Here is a 25,684-nt window from a genome sequence, read left to right as displayed (position 1 = left end):
GCGTGTTGCCAAGCATGCTCTCCCGAGATCGGCATCCGGGCGGAGCCCGACATGGGACTGGATGGTGCGGTCCGACCTGCTATCTCTTCGCCCATGAGTTCACTCGCGTCCGTTCCCCGTCCGCGCGACCAGATCCAGGGCGCGCGTCCGCCCTCCGTCGAGCGGCTCCTCGGGCATCAGGTTGCTGCCAGTCTGATCGAGACCTTCGGGCGGACCGCTGTCCGAGACGCCGTCCGCGAAGACTTGGCGGCGATCCGCGCCCGCGCCGAGGGCGTCCCGGACGAGCCCGCGATCCTCGCCGCCGTCGAGGGGCGCCTGTCTGCGCTGTCGCGCGCTTCGCTGCGCCCGGTCTTCAACCTCACCGGCACGGTGCTGCACACCAACCTCGGCCGCGCCCTGCTGCCGCCGGAGGCGGCCGAAGCGGTGTCCGCAGTGATGACCGGGGCTGCCAACCTCGAATTCGACCTCGCCACCGGCGAGCGCGGCGAGCGCGACGACCACGTCGAGGCGCTGATCTGCCGGCTGACCGGGGCCGAGGCGGCGATCGTCGTCAACAACAACGCGGCCGCCGTCTTCCTCGTCCTCAACGCCCTGGCGATGCGCAAGGAGGTGGTGGTCTCCCGCGGCGAACTGGTGGAGATCGGCGGCTCGTTCCGCGTCCCCGACGTGATGGCGCGGGCCGGCTGCCGCCTTCGCGAGGTCGGCACCACCAACCGTACGCACCTGCACGACTTCGACGAGGCGCTTGGCCCGCGAACCGGCCTGGTGATGCGGGTGCACCCGAGCAACTACGAGATCCGCGGGTTCACGGCGCAGGCCCGGGAGGACGAACTCGGCGCGCTCTGCCGCGCCCGCGGCGTGCCGCTGGCCGTCGACCTCGGCAGCGGCAGCCTGGTGGATCTCGCCGCCCACGGCCTGCCGCCGGAGCCGACCGTGCGGGCAGCGCTGGCGCATGCCGACCTCGTCACCTTCAGCGGCGACAAGCTCCTCGGTGCGGTCCAATGCGGGATCGTCGCCGGGCGGGCGGACCTGTTGCGGAAGATCCGCAAGAGCCCGCTCAAGCGGGCGCTGCGCGTCGACAAGATGACCTACGCCGCGCTCGAGGCGACGCTGCGGCTCTACCTGAACCCCGAACGGCTCGCCGAGCGCTTGCCGACTCTGCGGCTGCTGACCCGGAAAGCCGAGGCGATCGACGCGCAGGCGCGCCGCCTTGCGCCGGAGGTGGCGCGCCGCCTCGCCGGCCGGGCGGAGGTGGCCGTCGCCGCCTGCAGCAGCCAGATCGGCTCGGGCGCGCTGCCAGTCGAGACCCTGCAGAGCGCCTGCCTCGTGCTCACCCAGGCCGCCGGCGACGGGGCGCGTCGCGGCGGCGCCTGGCCGAAGCGCATGGCGGCGGCCTTGCGCGCCCTGCCGGTTCCGGTGATCGGCCGCATCGCCGACGGCGCGGTACACCTCGACCTGCGCACGCTCGAGGACGAGCCGGGGCTGCTCGCGAGCCTCGACGGTCTCGGCGCGTGATACGGTAAGCTGCTCTGCGTGACGCGCTTTTCGACCGAAAGTCGTCACCGCCCTCTCAACGACCGGAGATATCGTGTTATGCCGGGCGATCGGGGCAACGGGGGAACGCGACGGATTTCCGTGCGTGGCGATGTGGACGACTGAGATGGCGTGCATGACGGAGGAGTTGCGGGAGCCGCCCGGGGCGGAGTTCGACCGGACCAGGGATCCCCTGCTCCTCGACAACCAGCTCTGCTACGCCCTCTACGCGGCCGCGCACCGGATGACGAAGTCCTACCGTCCGCTCCTCGAACGGATCGGTCTGACCTACCCGCAATACCTCGTGCTGATGGTCCTGTGGGAGACCGACGGCGTCACCGTCTCCGAGATCGGCCGGCGCCTCCGCCTCGATTCCGGCACGCTGACGCCGGTGCTGAAACGCCTGGAGACGGCCGGCCTGCTGCAGCGCAACCGCCGCCGCACCGACGAGCGCGAGGTCGAGATCGCCCTGACCGAGAAGGGTCGCGCCCTGCGTGCCGACGCGGCGGAGGTGCGCCAGAGCGTGATGTGCCAGCTCGACCTGACTGAGCCCGAGGTGCAGGCGATGCGGATCGACCTGAACCACCTGATCGACAGCCTGTCGAAGGACTGATCCTGGAAGGCGCCTAAGGCGCGGCTTCCCTGGCGATGCCGGCGAGCCCGGCCTCGTAGACCCCGGCGATGTCGGCGACCGCCTCCGCCTCGGTCATCCCCTCGGCCTCGAAGTGCGCGGTCCAGGTGATGGTCGCGCCCTTTCCGGCGCCCCCGCCGATCGGCGCCACCGAGAGCGTCGCGGCGTAATCCTTCACCGGCAGCGGCCCCGAGACCAGCCGGTAGGAATAGCTCATCGCCGCCTCGTCCCGCGCCGTCTCGGTCTCGATCAGCGTGCCGAGCCCGCCCGCCGCCACCAGCGCGCGCACCGGCGCGCCGCTTTCCGACGACAGCGTGCAGCGCGTCACCTGTGGATGCCAACGCGCGATGTCGCAGAATCCGCCGACCAGCGACCAGACCGCTGCGGGCGGCGCGGCGACGACGCGCGAGCGGGTCACCTCCAGCGCGAACGCCTCGGATGGGACGGCGGCGCCGATGGCTGTCGCGAGGAGCAGGCCCGGCAACGGCCTGCGGTGGACGCGTCTTCCCGGTCTCATTGGCATGGTCCGCTTCGAACGCCCCGTCCCCAACTCCGACATAGGTCGAAAGCCGCCGCGATCACGCCTCCGCCGCGAGGATCGCCCAGCCGTGCGGCGGAAGGCGGATGCGGCCGGCGGGCGCAGAGAGGAGGTCGGCCTGGCCGGCTTCCAGCCCGCGCGCACCGGGCGCCGGCTGCTCGGTGGGCTCGTCCGACAGGTTGAGGGCGAGGAGGAGCCGGTGCCCGTCGCCGCGGGTCTCCAGCGTCATGGCGGTGTTGGTCAGGTGCAGCGTCCGCGTTCGCGCCGTATGGAGCCAGGGGTTCCGGCGCCGCAGGGCGACGAGGTCCTGATGCAGCCTGTAGGTCGGCCAGCCCTCTGGGGCGAGGTCGTCGGGCGACGGCGGAAAGGCGGGGCGGATCGCGTCGTCGCCGCCTTCGCGCTCCTCCTTGAGGCCGCGGAAGGCCTGCTCGTCGCCGGCATAGATCGAGGGCGTGCCGCCGACCGTGAACAGCACGGCCAGAGCGTGGGGCAGGTGCCGGATGTCGGCGAGCCGGCTGGCGATCCGGGTCACGTCGTGGTTTCCGACGAAGGTCATCGGCACGAAGGCTTCGAGGAATGCATCGTGCCGCTTCAGGGCGTGGGCGAGCTCGAACAGGTTGCGGTCGTTCAGTCCGGACCAGATCGCCTTCCACAGCTCGTACTGCGTCACCGAATCCAAGCCCGTCTCGGCGACGACGCCGGCGTAGTCGCCGTGGATCACCTCGCCGACGAAGTAGGCCTCGGGATGTGCGGCGCGGACCCGCGGCAGGACGCGGGTCCAGAACGCCCGCGGCACGGCGTAGGCGGCGTCGAGCCGCCAGCCGTCGGCGCCGCGGGCGAGCCAGTGGTTCATCACCGCCACGACGTGGTCGGCGACCTCGGGATGGTCGTGGTTCAGCGTGACGAGGGCGCGGTGGCCCTCGAAGCAGCGGTGGTCCGGCACGTCGCCGGGGTTCGTCCCCTCCGGCCAGGTCAGGTGGAACCACCCGGCCTGCGCCGCCGACGGCCCCTCGTCGAGCACCGCGCGGAAGGCGGCGAAGTCCTGCCCGACATGGTTGAACACGCCGTCGAGCAGGACCTTGAGGCCGCGGCCATGGGCGGCCGCGACCAGCCGGTCGAAGTCGGAATCGTCGCCGAGGCGCGGATCGATGCGCAGGTAATCGATCGTGTCGTAGCCGTGGGTGGAGGACGCGAAGATCGGCCCGAGCGCCAGCCCGGTCGCGCCGAGGTCGGCGGCGTAGTCGATCCAGGCGGCGACCTGGTCCAGGCGATGCGCGGTCGCCATGCCGCGCCGGACGGTCTGCTCCGCCCCGACGAAGCCGAGGGGGTAGACCTGCCACCACACGGTGTCGCGTATCCAATCGGGCATGTTCGTCGTCGATCCTCGGCCGGCGCGGCCACGCCCGACAGATAGGGCGGCCCCGCGGAAATCAGCGGCGGAGCCGGTTGCCGAGCACGAAGCCGTAGAGCCCCATCAGGATGATTCCGGCCGCCCCCTCGATGCCGACGAGCAGGTTGGTGAAGCGGCCGATCGGCTTCACGCCGATCTCCGGCGGGTTCGCCGTCATCATGTTGAGCGCGCTGTAGCTCAGCCAGTCGACGGCGTTGCGGGTCGGCTCGCTGGATCCGTCCGGGATCAGGCCGCCGGCGAGGCCGAACAGGGCGGCGAAGGCGACGATGAGGATGGCGAAGGCGCGGGCGATCCGCGACAGGCTCTCGCCGTAGTCGCACAGCCACTCGACGAAGCGGTCCGAGGTCCAGCGGTAGCCATGGCGGAGGACGGCACGCCCGTCTCGGGCGGTCCAGGCCGCGCGGGTCTTCTGGCCTGCTTCGAGCCGGCCCATGCGGCGGCCGCGCTTGTACGCCCAGCTCGCCTCGTCGTGGCTGCCGATGCTCTTCAGGTTCTGCTCCAGGGCGAGGTAGCTCGCCTGCGCGCCAGCGTAGTCGCCAGCCGCCTCCTCGCCGACCATGCCGTCGAGCTGCTCGATCCGCATCCGCGTGCCGTTGAGCCAAGCGCCGGCGAAGCGCGCGTGGCGCAGCTTGCAGGTGACGAAGTTCAGCCGCACCAAGCTGGTGTCGGAGAGGTCGGCGCCGGAGAGGTCGGCGCCGTCGAGCTTGACGTTGGAGAGGTTCGCACCGCGTAGGCGCGAGCCCACGAGGCGGGCCTTGGTCAGGCTCGCGCCCTCGAAGTCGGCATGCGTCAGGTTCACGTCCGAGAGGTCGGCCTCGTCGAGGCGCGCCCGCTTGAAGCTGGTGTCGTCCGCATCCGCGCCGGTGAAGTCGGCGCCCCACAGGTCGGCGCCGGAGAAGTCCGCGCCGTCCAGCAGCGCCTTCGGGAACTTCGCGAAGCGCAGGGCCGCGTCGTCGAAGCGCGCATCCTCCAGCATCGCCTCGCGGAAGCTCGCCTGGCCGGCGACGATGCCGCGGAAATCCGTGCCGCTGAGGTCGGCCTCGCCGAGGTCGGCCTCCTCCAGGATCGCATACGAGAAGTCGGCCGAGCGTCCGACCGCCCCCGACAGCGTCGCCCGCCGCAGGTTGGCGTGCGAGAGGTTCGCGCCCTCCATCCGCGCCCGGTCGAGGTTCGCGTCGGCGAGATTGAGGCCGCCGCATTCGGCGTCCCACCAGGCCGGCGGAGGCAGCGCGGCGTCGATCCGGCGGGCGAGCGCCGCGCCGCCGGCGTCGAGGCGCACGAGGTCGAGCCCGTGCTCGCCGGCCCCGAACGGCGCGCCCTGGGCGGCGGCGATCCGGTCGAGGACCGCCTCGGTCCGGGGATCGCGCGGGGCGTCTGCGGCGCGCGGCGCCGGGATCTCGTTCCGGTCGGACAATCGGGGTCGTGCTTTCGATGGGGGCCGGCGCGAGCCGTAGCACGGCGAGGCGCCCGGCGCCGACCCTGCCAGTGCGCGGCGTTTGCCGCACGCAGCCGAGCGGACCCTTTCGCGCCGACGAAGGGTTCTTCTTTGAGGATCGCGAAGGTTGGAGTTTCGAGGATGACGGATTCGGTGCAGCTCGATCCCTACGAGGGGCCGGCCGGCGGCTGGGGGTCGGCGAAGTCGCTCACCGAGATCCTCCTGCGCGAGCAGATCCCCGTCACCGGCGGCCTGATGCTGCGCCACCAGAACAAGCCCGGCGGCTTCATGTGCGTCAGTTGCGCCTGGGCCAAGCCCGGCAAGCCGGCGGTGTTCGAGTATTGCGAGAACGGCGCCAAGGCGACCGCCTGGGAGGTCACGCGCAAGCGCATCGGCGCCGAGTTCTTCGCCGCCCACACGGTCACCGAGCTCACCGGCTGGCGCGACTACGACCTGGAGGAGCTCGGGCGCCTGACCGTGCCCCTGCGCTGGGATGCGGCGAGCGACCGCTACCTGCCGGTCTCGTGGGATGCCGCCTTCGCGGAGATCGGCGCCGAGTTGAAGGCGCTCGATCCGAAGGCGGCTGTGTTCTACGCCTCCGGACGCGCCTCGCTCGAGACCTCGTACATGTACGGCCTGCTGGCGCGGCTGCACGGCAGCAACAACCTGCCCGACTCGTCGAACATGTGCCACGAATCGACCTCCGTGGCGCTTCCAGAAAGCATCGGCTCGCCGGTCGGCACGGTGCTGCTTGAGGCGTTCGAGCACACCGACTGCATCCTGTTCTTCGGGCAGAACCCCGGCTCGAACGCGCCGCGGATGCTTCATCCGCTCCAGGATGCGAGCCGCCGCGGCGTCCCGATCATCACCTTCAACCCGTTCCGGGAGCGGGGGCTGGAGCGCTTCACCAACCCGCAGGCGCCGCTCGAAATGCTGACGAAGTCCGAGACGCGGATCTCGTCGCAGTACCTGCAGGTCAAGGCCGGCGGCGATTTCGGGGCGATCTACGGGATCTGCAAGGCGCTGCTGGCGCTCGACGACGCGGCGATCGCGAGCGGCGCCGAGCGCGTGCTCGACACCGCCTTCATCGCCGAGCACACCCACGGCTTCGAGGCGTTCGCGGCCTCGGTCCGCGGAAAGTCCTGGGACGAGCTGGAGCGGCGCTCGGGCCTGACCCGCAAGGCGCTGGAGCAGACGGCGGCGACCTACGCCAAGGCGAAGGCGACGATCGGCGTCTACGGCATGGGGCTGACCCAGCACCGCATGGGCGTCGAGACCGTGCAGGCCCTGGTCAACCTGCTCTTGATGCGCGGCAACATCGGCAAGCGCGGCGCCGGCATATGCCCGGTCCGCGGGCATTCCAACGTCCAGGGGCAGCGCACGGTCGGCATCACCGAGAAGCCGGAGTTGGTGCCGAACGACAAGCTGCGCGAGCTCTACGCCTTCGAGCCGCCGATGGAGAAGGGTCTCAACACCGTCGAGGCCTGCGAGGGTATCCTCGACGGTTCGGTGAAGGCGTTCGTGGCGCTCGGCGGCAACTTCATCCGCGCGGTGCCGGAGACCGCGCTGATGGAGGAAGCCTGGAAGACGCTTCGCCTGACCGTCCAGATTTCGACGAAGCTCAACCGCAATCACCTGATTCACGGCGAGGTCGCCTACATCCTGCCCTGCCTCGGCCGAATCGAGATCGACGAGCAGGCCGGCGGGCGGCAGGCGGTGTCGATGGAGGATTCGACCGCCTGCATCCATGGCTCGAAGGGCTATGCCGAGCCGGCCGGACCCGAGCTGCTGTCCGAACCGCGCATCGTCGCCGGGATCGCCAAGGCGACGCTGACGCCGAACCCGCGGATCGACTGGGATCGCTGGGGCGGCGACTACGCCAGCGTTCGCGACGCGATCGAGGCGACCTATCCCGACCAGTTCAAGGACTTCAACGCGCGGATGTGGACGCCCGGCGGCTTCCGCCGGCCGATTCCGGCCGCCGACCGCACATGGAAGACCGACACCGGCAAGGCGAACTTCGTCACGCCGCGCAGCCTGTCGGCCGACCCCGACACCGAGCAGGCCGACCCCGAGGTGATGCGGCTCATCACCATGCGGTCGAACGACCAGTTCAACACCACGATCTACGGCTACGACGACCGATTCCGCGGCGTGAAGGGCACGCGGATGGTGCTGTTCATGAACCGCGACGACATCGCCCGCCTCGGCCTGCGCGACGCGCAGACCGTTCACCTCGTCGGCGCGACGGACGACAAGGTGGTGCGGCGGGTCGAGGGCTTCCGGGTGCTGGCCTACGACATCCCAACGGGCTGCGTCGGCGGCTACTACCCCGAGTGCAACCCGCTGATCCCGCTCTGGCACCATGCCGAGCGCAGCAAGGTGCCAGCGGCGAAATCCGTACCCGTGCGGATCGAGGCCGCTTCGGCCTGATCCTAATCCCGCTGGGCCGGCGCGCCGAATGCGTGTCGCCGGCCCGAAAGCCTCAGCCTTCCGCGTGCATCTCCGGCGCCATGTAGGGCCGGCCCTCGGCGGTCAGCGCGCGGTCGACCGCCTCGATCGCGACGAGGATCCGGGTCAAATCCTCGGCCATCGACACCGGCGCAAGGTCGATGCCGGAGAGGCGCTTGGCCATGGCGTTGCGCTGCCGCGCCAGAACCGTGCGGGCACGGTGGAGGTCTTGGATCTCGTCGGTCGTCATGGCGTGGCGTCCCCCTTGGCCCGGAACCGTCCCGGGCGGGCAGCAAAAAGCCCCGCGACCGTATCGGTCGCGGGGCTTCTCGTCATATCGGCCTCGAAACCCTTACGGGCAGGAGTGCCGCGCGCCGTCGTTGCCGAGGTAGGTCTGCGAGCGCACGTCGTAGGAGCGGAAGCGCTGGATGCAGTAGCTCACCGATTCCTGCGGGCCGGGCGCCACCTCGGTCTGCACCTCCGTGTAGGCCGGAGCGTAGCCGTAGCCGCCGTAGCCGGCCGGCGCGTAACCGCCGCCGTAGTAGTTGTCGTCGTAGCCGTAGCCGCCGTAGCCATAACCGAGGCCGCCGCCGATCAGAGCGCCGGTGGCGAGGCCGAGCCCGAGGCCGGCCGCGCCGTAGCCGAGGCCACGACCGTAGCCGCCGCGGTACCCGCGACCATAGCCGGTGCCGTAGCCCCGGCCGATCCCGCGGTTGGCGAAGCCGCCGTTGCCGACGAAGCCGCCTCGGTTAGCAAACCCACCACCGACGCCACGGTTGGCGAACCCGCCGCCGAAGCCACGGTTTGCGAAGCCGCCGCCCACGCCGCGGCCGGCGAAGCCTGCCCCGCCGATGCCGCGACCACCGCCGAAGCCGCCGCCACCAAAGCCGCGGCCACCGCCGAAGCCGCCGCCGCCGATGCCATGGCCGCCACCGAAGCCGCCGCCGCCCCGGCCGCCGAAGCCGCGGGCGTCGACGGTCGCGGGAAGCATGGCGAGCGCGCCGGCCATCAAGGCGGACGCTAAGACAATCCGTTTCATCAGTTTCTCACGCGTTCGAGATGTCGTCGTCAGTGGCACAACGCGTGAGGGAGCAAATCGTACCGCGCGATCCGAGACCCGCGTCGAAACATCCGCTTATCGAGACGAAGATCAGAAGAACGCCTGCAGCCCGGTCTGCGCGCGGCCGAGGATCAGGGCGTGGACATCGTGGGTGCCCTCGTAGGTGTTCACCGTCTCGAGGTTCTGGGCGTGACGCATCACGTGGTACTCGCCCATGATGCCGTTGCCGCCGTGCATGTCCCGGGCGGTGCGGGCGATGTCGAGCGCCTTGCCGCAATTGTTGCGCTTGATCAGCGAGATCATCTCCGGCGCCATCTTTCCCTCGTCCATCAGGCGGCCGACGCGCAAGGATGCCTGCAATCCGAGCGTGATCTCGGTCTGCATGTCGGCGAGCTTCTTCTGGATGAGCTGCGTCTGCGCCAGCGGCCGGCCGAACTGCTTGCGCTCCAGGGTGTAGGAGCGCGCCCGGTGCCAGCAATCCTCCGCGGCGCCCATTACGCCCCAGGAGATGCCGTAGCGCGCCCGGTTCAGGCAGCCGAACGGGCCCTTGAGGCCGGAGACGTTGGGGAGCAGCGCGTCCTCGCCGACCTCGACGCCCTCCATCACGATCTCGCCCGTGGTCGAGGCCCGAAGCGACAACTTGCCCTTCAGCGTCGGAGCCGACAGCCCTTTCATGCCCTTTTCCAGGATGAAGCCGCGGATCGCGCCGTCATGCGCGTCGGACTTCGCCCAGACCACGAACACGTCGGCGAAGGGCGCGTTCGAGATCCACATCTTGGCCCCCGACAGGCGGTAGCCGCCATCGATCTTCTCGGCCTTGGTCTTCATGCCGCCCGGATCGGAGCCGGCATCGGGTTCGGTGAGACCGAAGCAGCCGATGAATTCGCCGGATGCGAGCTTCGGCAGGAACTTCCGCCGCTGCTCCTCGGAGCCGTAGGCGTGGATCGGGTACATCACCAGGGACGACTGCACGCTCATCATCGAGCGATAGCCGGAATCGACCCGCTCGACCGCCCGCGCCACGAGGCCGTAGGCGACGTAGCCGGCGCCGGCGCAGCCGTACTCCTCGGGGATCGTCACGCCCAGCAGCCCGAGTGCGCCCATCTGGCGGAACAGATCGGGGTCGGTCTTCTCCTGGGCGTAGGCGTCCACCACGCCGGGCAGCAGCCGCTCCTGGGCGAAGTCCTGCGCCACGTCGCGGATCGCGCGCTCGTCTTCGGTGAGCTGGTCCTCGAGCAGGAACGGGTCGTCCCAGACGAAGGCGGCCGACGCCTTGACCAATGGGCCGGCGCTTCCGGCGGGCGCGCGCATCGGTGCGTTCATGGTCGATCCCTCTCCGAAACGGTCTCGGCCGGTTCGGCGATTCGCCGGCCGTTGCGCCGCAAGATAGCCGGATGGGCCGCGACTTCCACCGCGCCCGCCGCGGGGAAGGGTCAGGCCCGCGCCGCTGTCACGCCCGGCCGAGCAGCGTCAGCCACGCGATGGTGGTGAAGGGGGCGAGCAGGGTCGAGACCAGGAGCGAGGCCGCGATCAGGCCGGTTTCCGTCCGGTAGCGCATGGCGAGCAGGTAGGCGTTGATGCCGACCGGCATCGCCGCGAACAGCGTCGCGACGCCGGCATAGGCCGGCGGCATCGCAAACAGCTTCGTCGCGAGCAGCCACACGATCAGCGGGTGGACGACGAGCTTCAACAGCGCGATCACCACCGCACCGGGCAGGTCGAACAGCACGCGGTAGCGCCGCAGGCCGGCGCCCAGCGCGATCAGCGCGCAGGTCGAGGCCGTGGCCGCGAACATGTCGATCAGCGCCTTGGGGATGCCGGACGGGACGATGCCGCCCTGCTTCAGCGCCATGCCGATCAGCAACGCCACGAAGATCGGGTTGCGGATCAGCACGAGGCCGAGGCCGCGCAGGCGCTGCCAGAGCGAGCGCCCGGCCTCCGCCTCGATCAGGAAGGTGGCGCAGCCCATCATCAGCGGCAGGTGGACGGCGAGCAGCAGGAAGAGCGGGAACGCCCCCTCCTCGCCGTAAGCCTGGAGGATGGTCGGCACGCCGACGAAGATGGTGTTCGACTGGCTGGCGGCGAAGCCGTGCAGGATCGCGCCCTGCCGCTCGATGCCCGCGCGCCGCCGCGCGATCAGCGACCCGGCGAGCCAGGACATGCCGGCGCCGCCGAAATAGGAGATCCAGTAGCCCCAGGAGATCTCGCCATCGAGTCCCGGCCGGGTCAGCGTCGCGATGATCAGCGACGGCACGGCGATGGCGAAGACGTATTCCGACAGCCCCTCGCTCACCTTGTCGGAGAGCAGGCCGGCCAGCGCCGCGCCCCAGCCGATCAGGATGATCCCGAAGATCGGGACGATGATCATCACGGCGTTCACGGGATGGCGGACCGGCTGGCGTTCGAGGAGGGCTTGCGCATAGCACGCCCGCTGCGGTCTTCACGTTGCGTCGGGCGCATGACCGGAGCGAAGCGGCGCGCCGGCTAGAGCCTTTTCAAGCGAGGTGGATGCCGGCTCGTGTGAAGAGAACGCGACCACACAGCAGGTTAGGGCATTTTCCGTGACCCAGGGATCACGGAAAATGCTCTAAGATCCGGCGACCTCGGTCCGGGCCTTCAGGATGTCGATCAGCGCGCGGTCGCGGCGGGCCTCCAGCTCGGGCAGCGTGCGGCCGGCCGCCTCCGCTTCGACGCCTTCGACGATCGCATCCTTCACCGCGTCGCTCAGCTCGGGGCGGCCGAGGCTCTCCCAGCGGCGGACCTGGCTCGGCCCGAGGTGGTCGAGGTAGTGCCGGATGCCGCCCGCCCCGCCGCCGAGATGATAGGTCATGTGCGGCCCCATCGCCGCCCAGCGCAGCCCCGGACCGTTGCACAAGGCCGCGTCGATGTCGGCGACGCTGGCCACCCCCTCGGCGACGAGGTTCACCGCCTCCCGGTACAGGGCCGAGGCGAGGCGGTTGGCGACGTGGCCCGGCATCTCGCGCCGCAGGATCACCGGGCGCCGCCCGAGCCGGGCGTAGAACGCGGCGGCGCGCTCGCCGGTCGCCGGGTCGCCCGCCACGATCTCCACCAGCGGCACCAGGTGCGGCGGGTGGAACGGGTGGGCGACGATCACCCGTTCCGGCGTCCGGCATTCGGCGACGATCCGGCTGCGCAGCATCGCCGAGGTGCTCGACGCGACGATCACGCCGGGCGCCGCCCGCGCGTCGAGCTCGGCCAGCACCGCCCGCTTGACCGCCTCGTCCTCGGGCGCGTTCTCCTGCACGAAGATCGCGCCGGACACGGCCGCCTCGATCGCGGTGCAGGTCTCCAGGCGCCCGGATCCACGCAGTCCGAGTTCCCCCAGCTGGCCGAGCGCGTGAGCGACGGAAGCGCGGAGCCGGTCCGCGAAGCCGGGCGCGGTGTCGTAGGCCGCCACGTCGAAGCCGTGCGCGAGGAACAAGGCCGCCCAGCTGGCACCGAGCGTACCGCAGCCGACCACGGCTATGCGGCCGGTTTCATCCGTTTCAACAGCTGTCACGGCGTCGCCTCCCTACGCTTTACTTTCAGTCGGCGCCTCGCCTAGTCAATGCAGCGCCCGGCGTACATCGCCGGGCGAACGGCAGGCGGAACGACCTGCGACCCGGAGGACATCGATGTTCAAGCGCGCCTCGGCCGCCGCCGCCGCGATCCTGCTTCTCGCCGCCGGCACCGCGCGGGCCGACGACGTCGTCCGCCTCGGGAACCTGAAGTTCGCCCACTACGGGGCGATCTCCTACATGAAGGAGATCGCCCCGAAGTTCGGCCTGAAGATCGACGAGAAGCAGTTCGCCAAGGGCGCCGACATCTACCCCGCCATGGCGGTGGACCAGATCGACATCTCGGCCTCAGGCGCCGACGGCGCGGTGGCGGCGCGCGGCAACGGCGTGAAGCTCTACGTGGTGGCGGGTTTCGCCAACGGCGGCGTTCGCATCCTGAAGCGGCCCGATCTCGACGCGGTGAAAACGCTAAAAGATGTGAAAGGCCTCAAGGTCGCCACCGTCCGCGGCGGCACGCAGGACCTGATGCTGCTCGCCGAGCTCGACAAGCACGGCATGACCTGGGGCGAGCGCGCCGGCAAGGACGTGCAGCTGATCTACTTCAACAACTACGCCGACCTGAACCAGGCGCTGGCGCAGAAATACGTCGACGTGATCTGCCAGTCGGAGCCGCAATCGACCCAGGCGATCAGCGCCGGATGGGGCGTCGAGGTGGTGAAGCCCTACGACACCCCGATCGGCATCCCCGTGCGTCCGCTGGTGATGACCGAGAAGATGTACAACGAGAAGCCGGAGATCGCCGGCCGGGTGCTAAAGCTTTTCGTGGCCGCGACCAAGGCCTTCATCGACGACCCGGCGCTGGCCGAGAAGTACGTGCGCGAGTCCGTGTTCAAGGGCCAGCTTTCGAGCCAGGACTTCCGCGACGGCATGGCGAACGCGAGCTACACCTACGACGTGCCGGCCGGGCACATGCAGACCACCGCCGATTACATGATGAAGTACGGCCTCGGTAAGATGACGACCCCGCCCAAGAGCGATGCCGAGTGGGTGAAGACGGACCTGCTCGACAAGGCCAAGGCGGATCTTGGCATCAAGGCCGAATCGAAGACCCCGTGATGCGGCTTTCCTCGCTGCGGGGCGCCCTCGTCCCGGTCGGCCTGCTCGTGCTCTGGGAGATCCTGAGCCGGGTCGGCGTGTTCTCGCCGATCGTGCTGCCGCCGCCGAGCGCGGTGGCGGTGAAGTGGTATGCGGGCCTGCTGCCCGCCCTCCCCTATGAGCCGGGCCAGGAGAGCTATCTCGCCTGGATCTTCTCCGGCGAGATGCCGCACGACGCGGCGTCGAGCCTGACGCGGGTCCTGGCGGGCTTCGTCATCGGTGCCGGGCTAGCAGTGCCGACCGGTCTGATGCTCGGCACGAGCGACAGGCTCTACGGGCTGTTCAACCCGCTGCTACAGGTGCTGCGCCCGATCCCGCCGATCGCCTACATACCGCTCGCCATCGTCTGGTTCGGCCTCGGCAACCCGCCGGCCCTATTCCTGATCGCGCTGGGCACCTTCTTCCCGGTGCTGGTCAACACCATCGCCGGCGTGCGGCAGGTCGACTCGATCTACATCCGCGCCGCGCGGAACCTCGGCGCCAACTCTTGGACGATGTTCCGCCGGGTGATCCTGCCGGCCGCGAGCCCCTACGTGCTCGCCGGGATGCGAATCGGCATCGGCACCGCGTTCATCGTCGTGATCGTCGCCGAGATGATCGCGGTCTCTGACGGCCTCGGCTACCGCATCCTCGAGGCGCGCGAGTACATGTGGTCGGACAAGATCATCGGCGGCATGCTGACGATCGGCATCCTCGGCCTGATCATCGACGGCGCGATGAGCCGTCTCAACGACCACCTGCTGCGCTGGCATCGCGGCCTCGAGCGATAGGCCGCCCATGTCCGCCGACCGGCAACCCAAGTCCGCAGAGATCGTCGTCGCCAACGCCGTAAAGGTGTTCGGCACCGGGACCGCCGCGGTCGCGGCACTCCAGGACATTTCGACCACGGTGCCGGAGGGGCAGTTCCTGTGCCTGCTCGGCCCCTCCGGCTGCGGCAAGTCCACCCTGCTCAACGCCATCGCCGGCTTCACCCCGCTCACCGACGGGCGGATCACCATGGGCGGCAAGGTGGTGACGCAGCCTGGGCCGGACCGCGGCATGGTCTTCCAGGAATACGCGCTGTTCCCGTGGATGACGGTCGAGGACAACGTCCGCTTCGGCCTCGACATCAAGGGCGTGCCCAAGCCCGAGGCCACGATCGCCGTCGATCGCATCGTCGCGACGCTCGGGCTTTCCGACTTCCGCAAGCGCTATCCGAAGGACCTGTCCGGCGGCATGCGCCAGCGCGTGGCCATCGCCCGCATCCTGGCGCTGGACCCGCCGGTCATGCTGATGGACGAGCCGTTCGGGGCGCTGGACGCGCTGACCCGGCGGACCCTTCAGGACGAGCTCCTTCGCATTTGGTCGGAGTACCGCAAGACGATCGTGTTCGTGACGCACTCGATCGAGGAGGCGATCTACCTCGCCGACCGCATCTTGGTAATGACCTACCGCCCGGGCCGGATCAAACGCGACGTCAACGTGCCGATGCCGCGGCCGCGCGACCCGGCGAGCCAGGACTTCAACGCGATCAAGCGCGAGCTCGGCGCGCTGGTGATGGAGGAGCAGCAGCGCTTCACCAACGCCGAGCTGCACGCGCCGGCCGTGGACTGAGCCGGGCGGTGGCAATCCTCAGATTCGCCGCTTTCGGAGGGCAACAGCCGTAGGCGGCCCGCCGAGCCGGGCGCGTCGAGGAGACCGGCCTGCGGTGATCCGCTTCGAGAACGTCACCAAGATCTACAAGACCGACGGTCATCGCCGCACGATCCTGGAGCGGGTGTCGCTGACGCTGAAGCCCGGCATCAGCTACGGCATCCTCGGGATCAACGGCGCCGGCAAGTCGACGACGATGCGCATGATCGGCGGCACCGAGGAGCCGACGAGCGGCAAGATCAAGCGTGCGCTGCGGGTTTCCTGGCCCCTCGGGTTCGGCGGCGGCTTCCACCCGATGATGACCGGCCGGGACAACGTGATCTTCGTGGCACGCGTCTACGGCGAGGACCCGAAGCGCGTGCTCGACTACGTCGAGGACTTCTCCGAGCTCGGCAGCTACCTCGACGTCCCGATCCGGACCTACTCGTCGGGCATGAGCCAGCGCCTCGCCTTCGGGATGAGCATGGCGATCCCGTTCGACTGCTACCTGATCGACGAGGTTACGGCGGTGGGCGACGCGCGCTTCCAGCGGCGCTGCTCCGAAGTCTTCGCCGAACGACGCCAGACCGCCGACGTCATCATGGTGTCCCACTCGATGGAGACGATCCGCGAATGGTGCTCGCAGGGTATCGTGCTGATCAATGGTCGCGCCATCATCTACGAGGACGTCAACGACGCGATCGAGGTCTACCGGCGCCTGAACGCGTGAGGTCGCCGCACGGGGCAGACATCGTTTCGCCGCGCGATGCGCCGAGGATGATCGTCATGTCCGCCCGGACAACGGAATCAGCAGGTCCATGAACGTCGAGATCCGCAACCCTCAGGGCAAGCCGCTGACGACCGCAGACCGGTCCAAGGCGGTGGCCGAGTCGCTGAGCCAGATCGCGCGACTGTCCCGCTTCGCCGACCGTAAGAAGGGCATTCGCTCCTACCAGAGCCACGTGAAGAGCGATCCGTGGCTACCGATCCTGTTCGTCCTGTGCTTCGTCCTGCCGACCGTCGCGGGCGGCATCTACTACGGCCTCATCGCCTCCGACCGTTTCGTCACCGAGGCCCGGTTCGCACTGCGCCCCGCCCTCGGCGGCGCTGAGAAAGCCACACCGGACGCGGTCGGGACCAATGCCGGCGTCCCCAAGGAATTGCTGGCTCAGGACGTGCTGATCACCCACCAGTACGTCCTCAGCCGTCCGATGCTGGAGGTGATCCAGGCCAAGCTGCCGATCCGCGAATGGTTCAGCCGCGACCAAATCGACTTCCTCTCGCGCTTCGATCCCGAGAAGCCGATCGAGAAGTTTTTGAAGTACTGGCGCGAGCGCGTCGCCATCGACCTTGAGGGCAGCTCCGGCATCATGTCGCTGACGGTGTCGGCCTTCGATCCTGCCGAGTCGCTGGCGATCACGAAGGCGGTGATGACGGAAGCCGAGCGCATGGTGAACGAGCTCACCATGCGCGCGCGCAACGATGCGGTCGCCGAGAGCAATCGCGAGATGCGCTTGGCGGAGGAGCGCCTGGCGAAGATCCGCCTCGCGGTGCGCGACCTGCGCAACCGTGACGGCGTGCTCGATGCGCAGAAGGCCAACGAAACGAACCTGAAGGTGATCGCAGAGCTTAGGGCCGCGCGCATCAACCTTTCGGTGCAGTTGACGATGTCGCTGCGCGACCTCGCTCCGGAATCGCGCCGCATCCTCGACATGAAGGCCCAGATCAAGGACCTCGACGATAACATCAACCGGATCGAACGCCAGTCGGCGAGCCAGGATCCGGAGCAGAAGCGCCTTTTGTCCGACGCGCTGACACGGTTCGAGGCGCTCGACAACGAGCGTAAGGATACGGAAAAATACTACGCCAAGGTGATCGCCGCCAACGAGCGCGCACGGATCATCGCCGCCCGGCAGATCGAGTTCTTCAGCCCGATCGTCGAGCCGGTCCTGGCGGAGTCCTCGACCCAGCCGCGACGGTTGCTGATGAGCAGTCTCGTCGCGGCCGGCGCGGCGGTGTTCTTCGCCGCCGCCTTGTTCGCCCGCAAGCAGATGACCTGATCGCGGGCTTCGCTCAACGGCGATCCGAACCGAAGGTCTGGCTCGGCGCCGGCGGGGTGCCGGCGGTGCGGGGCTCGTCCACTGGCAGCAGGGTATGGCCGCTTTCGGTGTCGAGACCGGTGGTGGTCGAAGCTGCGGCCCCGATCGCCGTCGACCCGACCTCGCCGGCTCCGACCTCGGCGCCTGTCATGCCGCCGGTCCAGCCCTGTGCCCGCCAGCCCTGCGCCCGCTCATTGAGATCGATCGAGCCGTGCCGATCGAGGATCGCCAGGATGCGGTCGGCCTGGCCGTCCTCGACGCGGGCGGTGACCAGGGTGCCGCCGCGGCGCACGCCTTCGGCATAGGTCTCGGCCTCATGCTCGCTGAGGCCGGCGCCCGTCAGAGCGCCGATCAGGCCGCCGGCCGCGGCGCCGACGCCGGCGCCCGCCGCGGTCGCGGCGAGCCAGCCGGCCGCCACCACCGGACCGATCCCGGGGATCGCGAGCATACCGAGGCCGGCCAGGAGGCCGGCGCCGCCGCCGAGCACCGTGCCAAGCGTCGCACCGGTGCCGGCGCCGCCGACGCCCGCGTCGGCGGGGTCCGACGAGCGGGTCGGATCGCCGGTGGTTGTGAGGCGGCCGGCATGCCGGTCCTCGGCGTTGTTGGCCACGATGCTGATGTCGCCGTGCGGGATGCCCTCGGCTTCGAGCTTGTCGACCGCGCGGGCCGCCGCGTCGTAATCGTCGAACAGGGCGGTGATGGCTCGCATCGCCATGGTGGTTCCTCCGGTCGTTGAACGTCGGATCGCGCGCCTGCTCGTGCGGCGGGCCCGATCCCGAGCCCGTTCAAGCCGCCGGAGCGGAGCCGGGTTCCAGCTTGGCCGATGGCGTCGTCGGGACGTCGCGTTAACAGGACGCTAACCATCCACCCGGCAAATCTTGCCGGGTCCGCCCGTCGCGGGCGGGGGTCAGGGACATGAGCGAGACGGCGATCGCGCCGGAGCGGACCGGAGGGATGTCGGCGCTCGGCGGCTTCTCGATGCCGAACCGCGCCAGCTTCGACGCGCTCTCCAAGCGCACCGACCTGTTCTTCGCGACCGCGGTGATGGGCATCCTCGCGGTGCTGATCTTCCCGCTGCCGTCGGTGCTGCTCGACCTGCTGCTCGCCGTGTCGATCATCATGTCGGTGCTAATCATGATGACGGGCCTGTTCATCGACAACCCGCTGGAATTCACCGTCTTCCCGACGCTGCTGCTGATGGCGACCATGCTGCGGCTGGCGCTGAACCTCGCCTCGACCCGGCTGATCCTCGGCCACGGCCACGAGGGTACGGCGGCGGCCGGCCACGTCATCGAAGCATTCGGCAACTTCGTGATGGGGGGCAACTTCGTCATCGGGATCATCGTGTTCGCGATCCTGATCATCGTGAACTTCGTTGTCATCACGAAGGGCTCGGGCCGCATCGCCGAGGTCGCGGCGCGCTTCACCCTCGACGCGATGCCCGGCAAGCAGATGGCGATCGACGCCGACCTTTCGGCCGGCCTGATCGACGAGAAGGTCGCCAAGGCGCGGCGTTCGGCATTGGAAGAGGAATCGTCCTTCTTCGGCGCCATGGACGGCGCCTCGAAGTTCGTGCGCGGCGACGCGATCGCGGCGCTGCTGATCACCTTCATCAACGTGGTCGGCGGCATCATCATCGGCGTCGCGCAGCAGGACATGGCGATCGGCGCGGCGGCCAAGAGCTACACCCTTCTCACCATCGGCGACGGCCTCGCCTCGCAGGTGCCGGCACTGATCGTCTCGACCGCCGCCGGCATCCTGGTCTCGAAGGCGGGCGTGAAGGGCTCGGCCGACAAGGCGCTCGGCAAGCAGCTCGCCAACTACCCGAAGGCGCTCGGCATGTCCTCGGGCGTCATGGTGCTGATCGCGCTGATGCCCGGCATGCCGATGCTGCCGTTCCTGGCGCTCGCCGGCGCCTCCGGCTACGCCGCCTGGCGCTTCGCCAAGACCGCCCGCGAGGCGCCGCCTCTCGACGAGGCCGGGGTGCCGATGGACCCCGCCGCCGTCGCGGCGGCGGCCGCGGCCAAGGAGGAGACGGTCACCGACCTGCTGAAGCTCGACGACCTCAAGCTCGAGATGGGCTATGCGCTGCTCGCCCTCGTCAGCGGCGAGGGCCAGGACCGCCTGACCGACCAGATCAAGGCGCTGCGCCGCCAGCTGGCGGCCGACCTCGGCTTCGTCATGCCGTCGGTCCGCATCCTCGACAACGTCCAGCTCGACGCCAACGCCTACGTCGTGCGCGTCAAAGAGATCGAGGCCGGGACCGGCCAGATCTTCCCCGGCCAGTTCATGGCGATGGACCCGATGGGCGGCCAGGTCCAGCTGCCCGGCCAGCATATGCTGGAGCCGACCTTCGGCCTACCCGCGACCTGGATCGACGCGTCCCTGCGCGACCAGGCGCAGCTCAAGGGCTACACCGTCGTCGACGCCGCCACCGTGGTCTCGACGCACCTCACCGAGATCATCAAGGCGCACGTCTCGGAGCTGCTCAACCACGTCGAGGTCTCGAAGCTGCTGCGCGAGCTGTCCAAGGAGCACGCCGAGCTCGTTAAGGAGGTCGTGCCCTCGCAGATCAACACCACTGGCATCCAGCGGGTGCTGCAGTTCCTGCTGGCCGAGCGGGTCTCGATCCGCGACCTCGGCGCCATCGTCGAGGGCATCGCGGAGGTGGCCGGATCGGTAAAGAACCCGCGCGACATCGTCGAGCACGTCCGCGCGCGCCTCGGGCGCCAGATCTGCGCCCAGTACCAGGGGCCGGACGGCATGCTGCCGATCATCACCCTGTCGCCGGCCTGGGAGCAGGCCTTCCTGGATTCGATCGTGGGCGAGCGCGACGAGCGCTACCTCGCGATGCAGCCCTCGAAGCTCACCGAGTTCGTGCAGACGGTGCGCGACCGGTTCGAGACCGCGGCGCGGATGGGCGAGATGCCGGTCCTCGTCACCTCGGTTCAGGCCCGGCCGTTCGTGCGCTCGATCATCGAGCGTTTCCGCCGCGAGACCCCGGTGATGAGCCAGGCGGAGATCCATGCGCGGGCGCGGCTGCGCAACGTCGGCTCGGTGTGAGGTCGGGCGGCGGATAGTCGAACGGCAGGGTGCGAACGCCGCGGTGATAGGGGAAGCGTGCGCGTTGCAGCGGGTCCGGACCCGTGAAGATCAAGCGCACGCGGAAGGCCACCGGGCTCGCGCAGAGAAGGTAATCGCGCAGGTTCGGCTCGTCCGGCAGGAACCACGCCGTCGTGAGATAGCGCGCGTCTTCCCGCACCCATGCGGGGATCGGCAATCCCCAACGGCGGGCGAGATGTTCGCCCATCGCCCCGAGATAGGCGTCCGCGCGCGGAACGCCGACGAGGCCGGGATCGTCGGCGATCATCGCCGTCTGCCGCTCGATCCTGCCGTCGAGCGCGTAGAACGCGTCGAGGAACTCACGGCTGTGGTGATCCCAGTCGCCATCCTCGCGGATGCGGACGGCGACCTCGTGAAGCGTGGCGGGTCTCACGGGGACGCATCCAGGATGGCCGGGAAGCGCAATCGCGCGTCGATCGCCGGGGCTTCGTCGTAGATCGACGCGTAGAGGGTGACCAAGCCTTCGAGGTCGACGATCCCGAGATGGTCGGCCAGCGCGCGGGCGTCGTCCATGTCGCGCGTGCCCCGATCGAGACTGCTCAAGGCTCGGAGCTTCATGGCGAGGAGATAGTGCGGGCGTGCCAGGAGCGTCCTCAGCCCCGGGGGGCCCTCGGACGGATACGCACCCGACACTTCGAACAAGGACTCCGGTTCGTCGAGGGGCGTGAACATGCCGACCGCGTTGTTGAGCCAATCGGAATCGAGGTCCATCTCCCTGGCGACCCGGGCGACGGAAGGTGCGAGCACCGCTTCGTCGAAGCCTTCCCGCACCACCGCGTCCACGTCCCAGGTCGATCGGCGCCATTCGAACTGAAGGATCAGCGCGCCGCCACCGTAGATGGCCAACTCGATGAAGACACCGCGCGCGGCAAGGTCCGATCCAAGCGCCTCAAGGGCCTGGCGCAAGCGTCCGTGGTCGAGCGGTTGCGCCATGGGCCCCTCTTCTCACACCGTCTTGCGCTTGAGGTCTCGCTCGATCTTCGCCGGATCGAGGCCCTGGGCGACGAGCGGCGGGTGCGGGGCGCGAGCCGTCTGCGTCCCGGTCCCGCGAAGCGCGCCGGCCAGTCGGTTTCGCTCGTAGAGCAGCGCGACGACGACCGAGATCAGGAACGGCAGCCAGAAATAGAACATCCGGAACACGAGCAGCGCTGCGATGATCGCCGGCCTGGCGATGTCGGGCATCGCCACGACGAAGACCAGCTCGAACACGCCGAGGCCACCGGGGGCGTTCGAGACGAGGGCCGCCGAGAACGAGGCGAGGAACACCGCCAGCACCACCAGGAAGCCCGGGTTATGCGCCTCGGGCAACGCGAAATAGATGATCCCGGCCGCGCCAAGCAGCTCCAGCGGGGCGGCGATGATCTGCCGGATCATGATGCGGGGGCGCGGATATTCGAGCTTGAACGACCGGATCGTCAGCGGCTTGAGCTTGAGCAGCGAGCCGGCGACGTAGAGTGCCACGGCGCCGAGCAGCACCGCGCCGAGCGTCCGGGCTGTGCTCGGATTGGTGAGGATCGCCGGAAGGTAGCCCTGTAGCCGCGTCAGGGTGTCGGGTAGCGCCACCAGCACGAATCCGCCGAGCAGGATCGTGCCGAGGCCGAAGGTGAAGGAGCACAGGGCGACCAGCACCGCGACCTGTGCCGCCGACAGGCCTTTGGCGGTGTAGGCGCGGTAACGCACCACCGCGCCGGAGAAGACCGAGGCGCCGATGTTGTGCGACAGCGCGTAGGTGGTGAACGAGCAGACCGAGACGAAGAACGTCGAAATGTGCGTGACGCCGAGGTGCAGCAGCGCGATCCGGTCGTACCAGGCGAGCGCGGCGTAGGCGACGAGGGTGGAGAGCGCGGCCAGGAGGAAGCGGTGCAGCGGGATGGCGGCGAGGCTGCCCTGGATCTCGGACATCGAGATGCCGCGCAGCTCACGGAAGAGCAGGTATCCCGAGACGGCGACCGCGGCGAGGCCGACGATCGGCCAGATGAAATCGCTGATCTTCTTCATGGACACCGGCACCTCGGGGAAACCCCTGATGCGTCAGGACGCGACGCACCGCAAGCACGCCCGGCGGGGCGCGCCTGCACGGTCTAGTGTCATCGGATCATGACGGTTTCGTGCTGCCCGGCCTTAGGCGCGGGCGCGCGATAGGCCGATGCCGTCCATCGCCGCCTGCTCGCGGACAGCCTCGGCGGCGCGCTCGGCCGAGCGCTCGCGGTCGTCAAGGATCTCGACTTTCTTCAGGTCCTCGAACGCCTCGCCGAGCTCGGCCTTGGCCTCGGCCAGCTGGCTCTCGAGCGCGATCGCCGACTGGCGCATGTTGTCCCGGCGGACGGCGGCGGCGCGGGCGTAGGTCGGGTAGGCGAAGTGACCGGTGTCGGTGATGCCGGCGCGGGCTTCCTCGTGGACCACCTCGCGGTCGAGCTCCATCGCCATGCGCTGGAAGTCGGCCATCATCATCTCGATCTGAGTCACGCGGCGACGCTTCTCGTCGACCTGGAAGCGGCGTAGCCGGATCAGCGTGTCACGCGATTTCATGGGATACGCTCACTCCACACAACGCACGAGATCCCGGTAGTACCGGACGTGCGACGCGGCCAGGACCCGCCGCACCGTCCGCCTCAGGACCCGCCCACGATCTCCGCGAGCCGTGCGTAACCATCGCCGATGGAGGTTGCTTCTTCCTTACCCTGCCCCAGAAAAGCCTCCAATCGCGGCATGAGCGCGACCGCCTCGTCGACCTCGGGCGAGGCGCCGGCGCGGTAGGCGCCGAGGCGGATCAGCTCCTCCATGTCGGCGTAGGTCGCCAGCAGCTTGCGCGCCCGCCGCACCACCGGCAGGAACGCCGGATCGCACGAGCGCGGCATGGTGCGCGAGACCGAGCGCAGCACGTTCACCGCCGGGTAGCGTCCGCGCTCGGCGATGGACCGCTCCATCACGATGTGCCCGTCGAGGATGCCGCGCACCGCGTCGGCCACCGGCTCGTTATGGTCGTCGCCCTCCACCAGCACCGTGAACAGGGCCGAGATCGTCCCCTCCCCCACCCCCGGGCCTGCCCGCTCGAGCAGCCGCGGAAGCTCGGAAAACACCGTCGGGGTGTAGCCCTTGGCCGTCGGCGGCTCGCCCGCGGCGAGCCCGATGTCGCGCTGGGCCATGGCGAAGCGCGTGATCGAATCGATCATGCACAGGACCTTGGCGCCCTGGTCTCGGAAGTGTTCGGCGACCGAGAGGGTCACGTAGGCCGCGTTGCGGCGCATCAGGGCCGGCTCGTCCGAGGTCGCGACCACCACGACGGAGCGGGCGAGGCCTGCGGCGCCGAGGTCGTCCTGCAGGAACTCCTGCACCTCGCGGCCGCGCTCGCCGACGAGGCCGATCACCGCGACGTCGGCGGCGGTGTAGCGGGCGAGCATCGACAGCAGCACCGATTTGCCGACGCCCGAGCCGGCGAAGATGCCCATGCGCTGGCCGGCGCACATCGTCAGGAAGGTGTTGAGGCAGCGGACGCCGAGGTCGAGCGGTTTTCCCACCCGGCGGCGGGCGTGGGCCGGCGGCGGGTCGGCGCGCAGCGGATAGATCTCAGGTCCGTTGGCGAGCGGGCCGAGACCGTCGACCGGTCGGCCAAGCGCGTCGACCACGCGGCCGAGCCATGCCGGCGACGGACGGATCGCGCCCGCGGCCTCGTCGCGCACGAACGCCGGGCAGCCGCGGCGCACGCCCTCCAGCGAGCCGAACGGCATGGCCAGCGCCCGGTCGCCCTGGAAGCCGATGATCTCACACGGGATCAAGCCGGCGCTGCCGGCGCCCTCCACGTCCAGCCGCCCACCGAGCCGCATCGCGGCGACCGGCCCTGCGACCTCGACGAGGAGCCCGCGAATCGCCACGACGCGGCCGTAGGTCTCGAGCGGCTCGACCCGCTCCAGCCCGGCTCGGATGCCGGAGAGCGTCCGAGCCGCGGTCCCGCCCTGGTCCTGCGTCATCCGTGATGCCCTAACGGTTCGTTTACCTCCCTCCTTAACACTGCGGTCATCGGGCTTGTAGCGGGGCCGATCGCACGGCCGGTTCGGGTCCCTCGATCCGGCCCGGACATGCGTCGCGGATGTGGCTCGACGGCCACGAACGCGCGCGGCCCGTGACACGTGAAGGACTTGGCAGGCGTTGAAGGTACGGCATCGGCCGCGCGCGGTCGGGGCGGACAGCCGAGACCGGACGAAAAAAGGCCGAGGCAGATGCAAACGATCGCTTGCCACGGAGAATCAGGTTTTGTTAACGATTAACGAATAGCGTTTCACGTCAATGACGATGGGGCGTCCGTCCACAGGCCGGTGGCGGACGAATGGCGGCGACGTGTCCGAACGCTGATACGGCCGGCCGGGCTGGGGATCGACGATGCGGGTACTTCTGATCGAGGACGACGGCGCCACGGCGCAGAGCATCGAGTTGATGCTCAAGTCCGAGAACTTCAACACCTACACCACCGATCTCGGTGAGGAAGGGATCGATCTCGGCAAGCTCTACGATTACGACATCATCCTGCTCGACCTGAACCTGCCCGACATGTCGGGCTACGAGGTACTGCGCAACCTTCGGGTCGCCAAGGTCAAGACGCCGATCCTGATTCTGTCGGGCATGGCCGGCATCGAAGACAAGGTGAAGGGCCTCGGCTTCGGCGCCGACGACTATCTCACCAAGCCGTTCCACAAGGACGAGCTCGTGGCCCGCATCCACGCCATCGTCCGCCGCTCGAAGGGCCACGCCCAGTCGGTGATCACCACCGCCGACCTGATCGTGAACCTCGACCAGAAGACCGTCGAGGTCGCCGGCTCCCGCGTCCACCTCACCGGCAAGGAGTACCAGATGCTGGAACTCCTCTCGCTCCGGAAAGGCACGACGCTCACCAAGGAGATGTTCCTCAATCATCTCTACGGCGGCATGGACGAGCCCGAGCTGAAGATCATCGACGTGTTCATCTGCAAGCTGCGGAAGAAGCTCGCCAACGCAAGCCAGGGCAAGAACTACATCGAGACGGTCTGGGGCCGCGGCTACGTGCTCCGCGAGCCGATGGACGCCGAAGAGCGCATCGCCGTCTGACTCGTCCTCCTGCGGCCATTCCATCCGAGGCACCCGCGGA

At 69.3% G+C, this 25,684-nt stretch carries 24 protein-coding genes; 10 read left to right on the top strand and 14 right to left on the bottom strand.

Annotation, left to right across the window (positions count from 1 at the left end):
* Nucleotides 1-93 precede the first annotated feature (93 nt).
* The gene (selA, locus tag MFF13_RS05750; protein WP_147828151.1) at nt 94-1,515 is read left to right on the top strand and encodes an L-seryl-tRNA(Sec) selenium transferase; all 1,422 of its coding nucleotides are present in this window, start codon (nt 94-96) and stop codon (nt 1,513-1,515) included.
* Between the two features lie 154 nt (nt 1,516-1,669).
* The gene (locus MFF13_RS05745; protein WP_147828150.1) at nt 1,670-2,146 is read left to right on the top strand and encodes a MarR family winged helix-turn-helix transcriptional regulator; all 477 of its coding nucleotides are present in this window, start codon (nt 1,670-1,672) and stop codon (nt 2,144-2,146) included.
* 13 nt (nt 2,147-2,159) lie between these two features.
* Here the strand turns inward: MFF13_RS05745 and MFF13_RS05740 are convergent, their stop codons facing one another.
* The 3 genes from MFF13_RS05740 to MFF13_RS05730 all read right to left on the bottom strand — a co-directional run bounded on the left by MFF13_RS05740 (nt 2,160) and on the right by MFF13_RS05730 (nt 5,527).
* Nucleotides 2,160-2,681, bottom strand: coding sequence for an SRPBCC family protein (locus MFF13_RS05740; RefSeq protein ID WP_147828149.1), 522 nt, complete (start codon nt 2,679-2,681; stop codon nt 2,160-2,162).
* A gap of 61 nt (nt 2,682-2,742) precedes the next feature.
* Complete coding sequence (locus tag MFF13_RS05735) at nt 2,743-4,071, bottom strand: alpha-amylase family glycosyl hydrolase (RefSeq protein ID WP_147828148.1); 1,329 nt, start codon at nt 4,069-4,071, stop codon at nt 2,743-2,745.
* A 61-nt stretch (nt 4,072-4,132) separates the two neighbouring features.
* Nucleotides 4,133-5,527, bottom strand: coding sequence for a pentapeptide repeat-containing protein (locus tag MFF13_RS05730; protein ID WP_238271354.1), 1,395 nt, complete (start codon nt 5,525-5,527; stop codon nt 4,133-4,135).
* 162 nt (nt 5,528-5,689) lie between these two features.
* Here MFF13_RS05730 and MFF13_RS05725 point away from each other — a divergent pair, with 162 nt between their 5' ends.
* On the top strand, nt 5,690-7,981 hold the full coding sequence (locus tag MFF13_RS05725; protein ID WP_147761505.1) for an FdhF/YdeP family oxidoreductase: 2,292 nt from the start codon (nt 5,690-5,692) through the stop codon (nt 7,979-7,981).
* A gap of 52 nt (nt 7,982-8,033) precedes the next feature.
* Here the strand turns inward: MFF13_RS05725 and MFF13_RS05720 are convergent, their stop codons facing one another.
* From MFF13_RS05720 to MFF13_RS05700, 5 genes are all read right to left on the bottom strand, one after another.
* Complete coding sequence (locus MFF13_RS05720; RefSeq protein WP_147754681.1) at nt 8,034-8,249, bottom strand: hypothetical protein; 216 nt, start codon at nt 8,247-8,249, stop codon at nt 8,034-8,036.
* Nucleotides 8,250-8,351: 102 nt separating this feature from the next.
* On the bottom strand, nt 8,352-9,038 hold the full coding sequence (locus MFF13_RS05715; RefSeq protein ID WP_147828147.1) for a BA14K family protein: 687 nt from the start codon (nt 9,036-9,038) through the stop codon (nt 8,352-8,354).
* A 111-nt stretch (nt 9,039-9,149) separates the two neighbouring features.
* Complete coding sequence (locus MFF13_RS05710; protein WP_147828146.1) at nt 9,150-10,382, bottom strand: acyl-CoA dehydrogenase; 1,233 nt, start codon at nt 10,380-10,382, stop codon at nt 9,150-9,152.
* Between the two features lie 127 nt (nt 10,383-10,509).
* Complete coding sequence (locus tag MFF13_RS05705) at nt 10,510-11,427, bottom strand: AEC family transporter (RefSeq protein ID WP_373322487.1); 918 nt, start codon at nt 11,425-11,427, stop codon at nt 10,510-10,512.
* A gap of 219 nt (nt 11,428-11,646) precedes the next feature.
* Nucleotides 11,647-12,579 carry a 3-hydroxyacyl-CoA dehydrogenase NAD-binding domain-containing protein gene (locus MFF13_RS05700; protein WP_238271352.1) on the bottom strand — a complete coding sequence of 311 codons (933 nt, stop codon included), beginning with the start codon at nt 12,577-12,579 and terminating at the stop codon, nt 11,647-11,649.
* A 115-nt stretch (nt 12,580-12,694) separates the two neighbouring features.
* Between MFF13_RS05700 and MFF13_RS05695 the strand changes: the two genes are divergently transcribed.
* The 5 genes from MFF13_RS05695 to MFF13_RS05675 all read left to right on the top strand — a co-directional run bounded on the left by MFF13_RS05695 (nt 12,695) and on the right by MFF13_RS05675 (nt 17,403).
* On the top strand, nt 12,695-13,693 hold the full coding sequence (locus MFF13_RS05695; RefSeq protein WP_238271343.1) for an ABC transporter substrate-binding protein: 999 nt from the start codon (nt 12,695-12,697) through the stop codon (nt 13,691-13,693).
* Nucleotides 13,693-14,502 (top strand): ABC transporter permease, encoded by an 810-nt coding sequence (locus tag MFF13_RS05690; RefSeq protein WP_147828144.1) that lies wholly within the window; start codon nt 13,693-13,695, stop codon nt 14,500-14,502. The genes MFF13_RS05695 and MFF13_RS05690 overlap by 1 nt, the downstream gene beginning before the upstream one ends.
* Nucleotides 14,503-14,509: 7 nt before the next feature.
* Nucleotides 14,510-15,325, top strand: coding sequence for an ABC transporter ATP-binding protein (locus tag MFF13_RS05685; protein ID WP_238271333.1), 816 nt, complete (start codon nt 14,510-14,512; stop codon nt 15,323-15,325).
* A 94-nt stretch (nt 15,326-15,419) separates the two neighbouring features.
* On the top strand, nt 15,420-16,073 hold the full coding sequence (locus MFF13_RS05680; protein WP_147828142.1) for an ABC transporter ATP-binding protein: 654 nt from the start codon (nt 15,420-15,422) through the stop codon (nt 16,071-16,073).
* A gap of 88 nt (nt 16,074-16,161) precedes the next feature.
* Nucleotides 16,162-17,403: a KpsE/RkpR family capsule polysaccharide export protein gene (locus MFF13_RS05675; protein ID WP_147828141.1), complete on the top strand. Its 1,242-nt coding sequence runs from the start codon at nt 16,162-16,164 to the stop codon at nt 17,401-17,403.
* Nucleotides 17,404-17,416: 13 nt separating this feature from the next.
* On the opposite strand, the gene MFF13_RS05670 is transcribed toward MFF13_RS05675, so the two are convergent.
* Nucleotides 17,417-18,157, bottom strand: a complete 741-nt coding sequence (locus MFF13_RS05670; protein ID WP_238271331.1) for a hypothetical protein — start codon at nt 18,155-18,157, stop codon at nt 17,417-17,419.
* Between the two features lie 200 nt (nt 18,158-18,357).
* Between MFF13_RS05670 and flhA the strand changes: the two genes are divergently transcribed.
* Entirely contained in the window at nt 18,358-20,505 is a 2,148-nt protein-coding gene (gene flhA, locus MFF13_RS05665; RefSeq protein ID WP_147761498.1) for a flagellar biosynthesis protein FlhA, read from the top strand.
* Here flhA and MFF13_RS05660 read toward each other — a convergent pair.
* The 5 genes from MFF13_RS05660 to fliI all read right to left on the bottom strand — a co-directional run bounded on the left by MFF13_RS05660 (nt 20,417) and on the right by fliI (nt 24,533).
* On the bottom strand, nt 20,417-20,938 hold the full coding sequence (locus tag MFF13_RS05660; protein WP_238271330.1) for a hypothetical protein: 522 nt from the start codon (nt 20,936-20,938) through the stop codon (nt 20,417-20,419). The genes flhA and MFF13_RS05660 overlap by 89 nt on opposite strands.
* Nucleotides 20,935-21,498 carry a hypothetical protein gene (locus MFF13_RS05655; RefSeq protein ID WP_238271328.1) on the bottom strand — a complete coding sequence of 188 codons (564 nt, stop codon included), beginning with the start codon at nt 21,496-21,498 and terminating at the stop codon, nt 20,935-20,937. The genes MFF13_RS05660 and MFF13_RS05655 overlap by 4 nt, the downstream gene beginning before the upstream one ends.
* A gap of 12 nt (nt 21,499-21,510) precedes the next feature.
* Entirely contained in the window at nt 21,511-22,563 is a 1,053-nt protein-coding gene (locus MFF13_RS05650) for a lysylphosphatidylglycerol synthase domain-containing protein (protein ID WP_238271326.1), read from the bottom strand.
* Between the two features lie 123 nt (nt 22,564-22,686).
* Nucleotides 22,687-23,094, bottom strand: a complete 408-nt coding sequence (fliJ, locus tag MFF13_RS05645; RefSeq protein ID WP_147753614.1) for a flagellar export protein FliJ — start codon at nt 23,092-23,094, stop codon at nt 22,687-22,689.
* Between the two features lie 83 nt (nt 23,095-23,177).
* Nucleotides 23,178-24,533 carry a flagellar protein export ATPase FliI gene (gene fliI / locus MFF13_RS05640; RefSeq protein WP_147761495.1) on the bottom strand — a complete coding sequence of 452 codons (1,356 nt, stop codon included), beginning with the start codon at nt 24,531-24,533 and terminating at the stop codon, nt 23,178-23,180.
* A 409-nt stretch (nt 24,534-24,942) separates the two neighbouring features.
* On the opposite strand from fliI, the gene ctrA reads away from it, so the two are divergent.
* On the top strand, nt 24,943-25,644 hold the full coding sequence (ctrA, locus tag MFF13_RS05635) for a response regulator transcription factor CtrA (protein ID WP_147727979.1): 702 nt from the start codon (nt 24,943-24,945) through the stop codon (nt 25,642-25,644).
* The last annotated feature ends 40 nt before the right edge of the window (nt 25,645-25,684 follow it).

It is taken from the genome of Methylobacterium cerastii, from assembly GCF_022179125.1.
Lineage (GTDB): Bacteria > Pseudomonadota > Alphaproteobacteria > Rhizobiales > Beijerinckiaceae > Methylobacterium > Methylobacterium cerastii.
The sequence above is the reverse complement of the archived record's forward strand: the minus strand, read 5'-3'. Positions and strand labels throughout refer to the sequence as shown.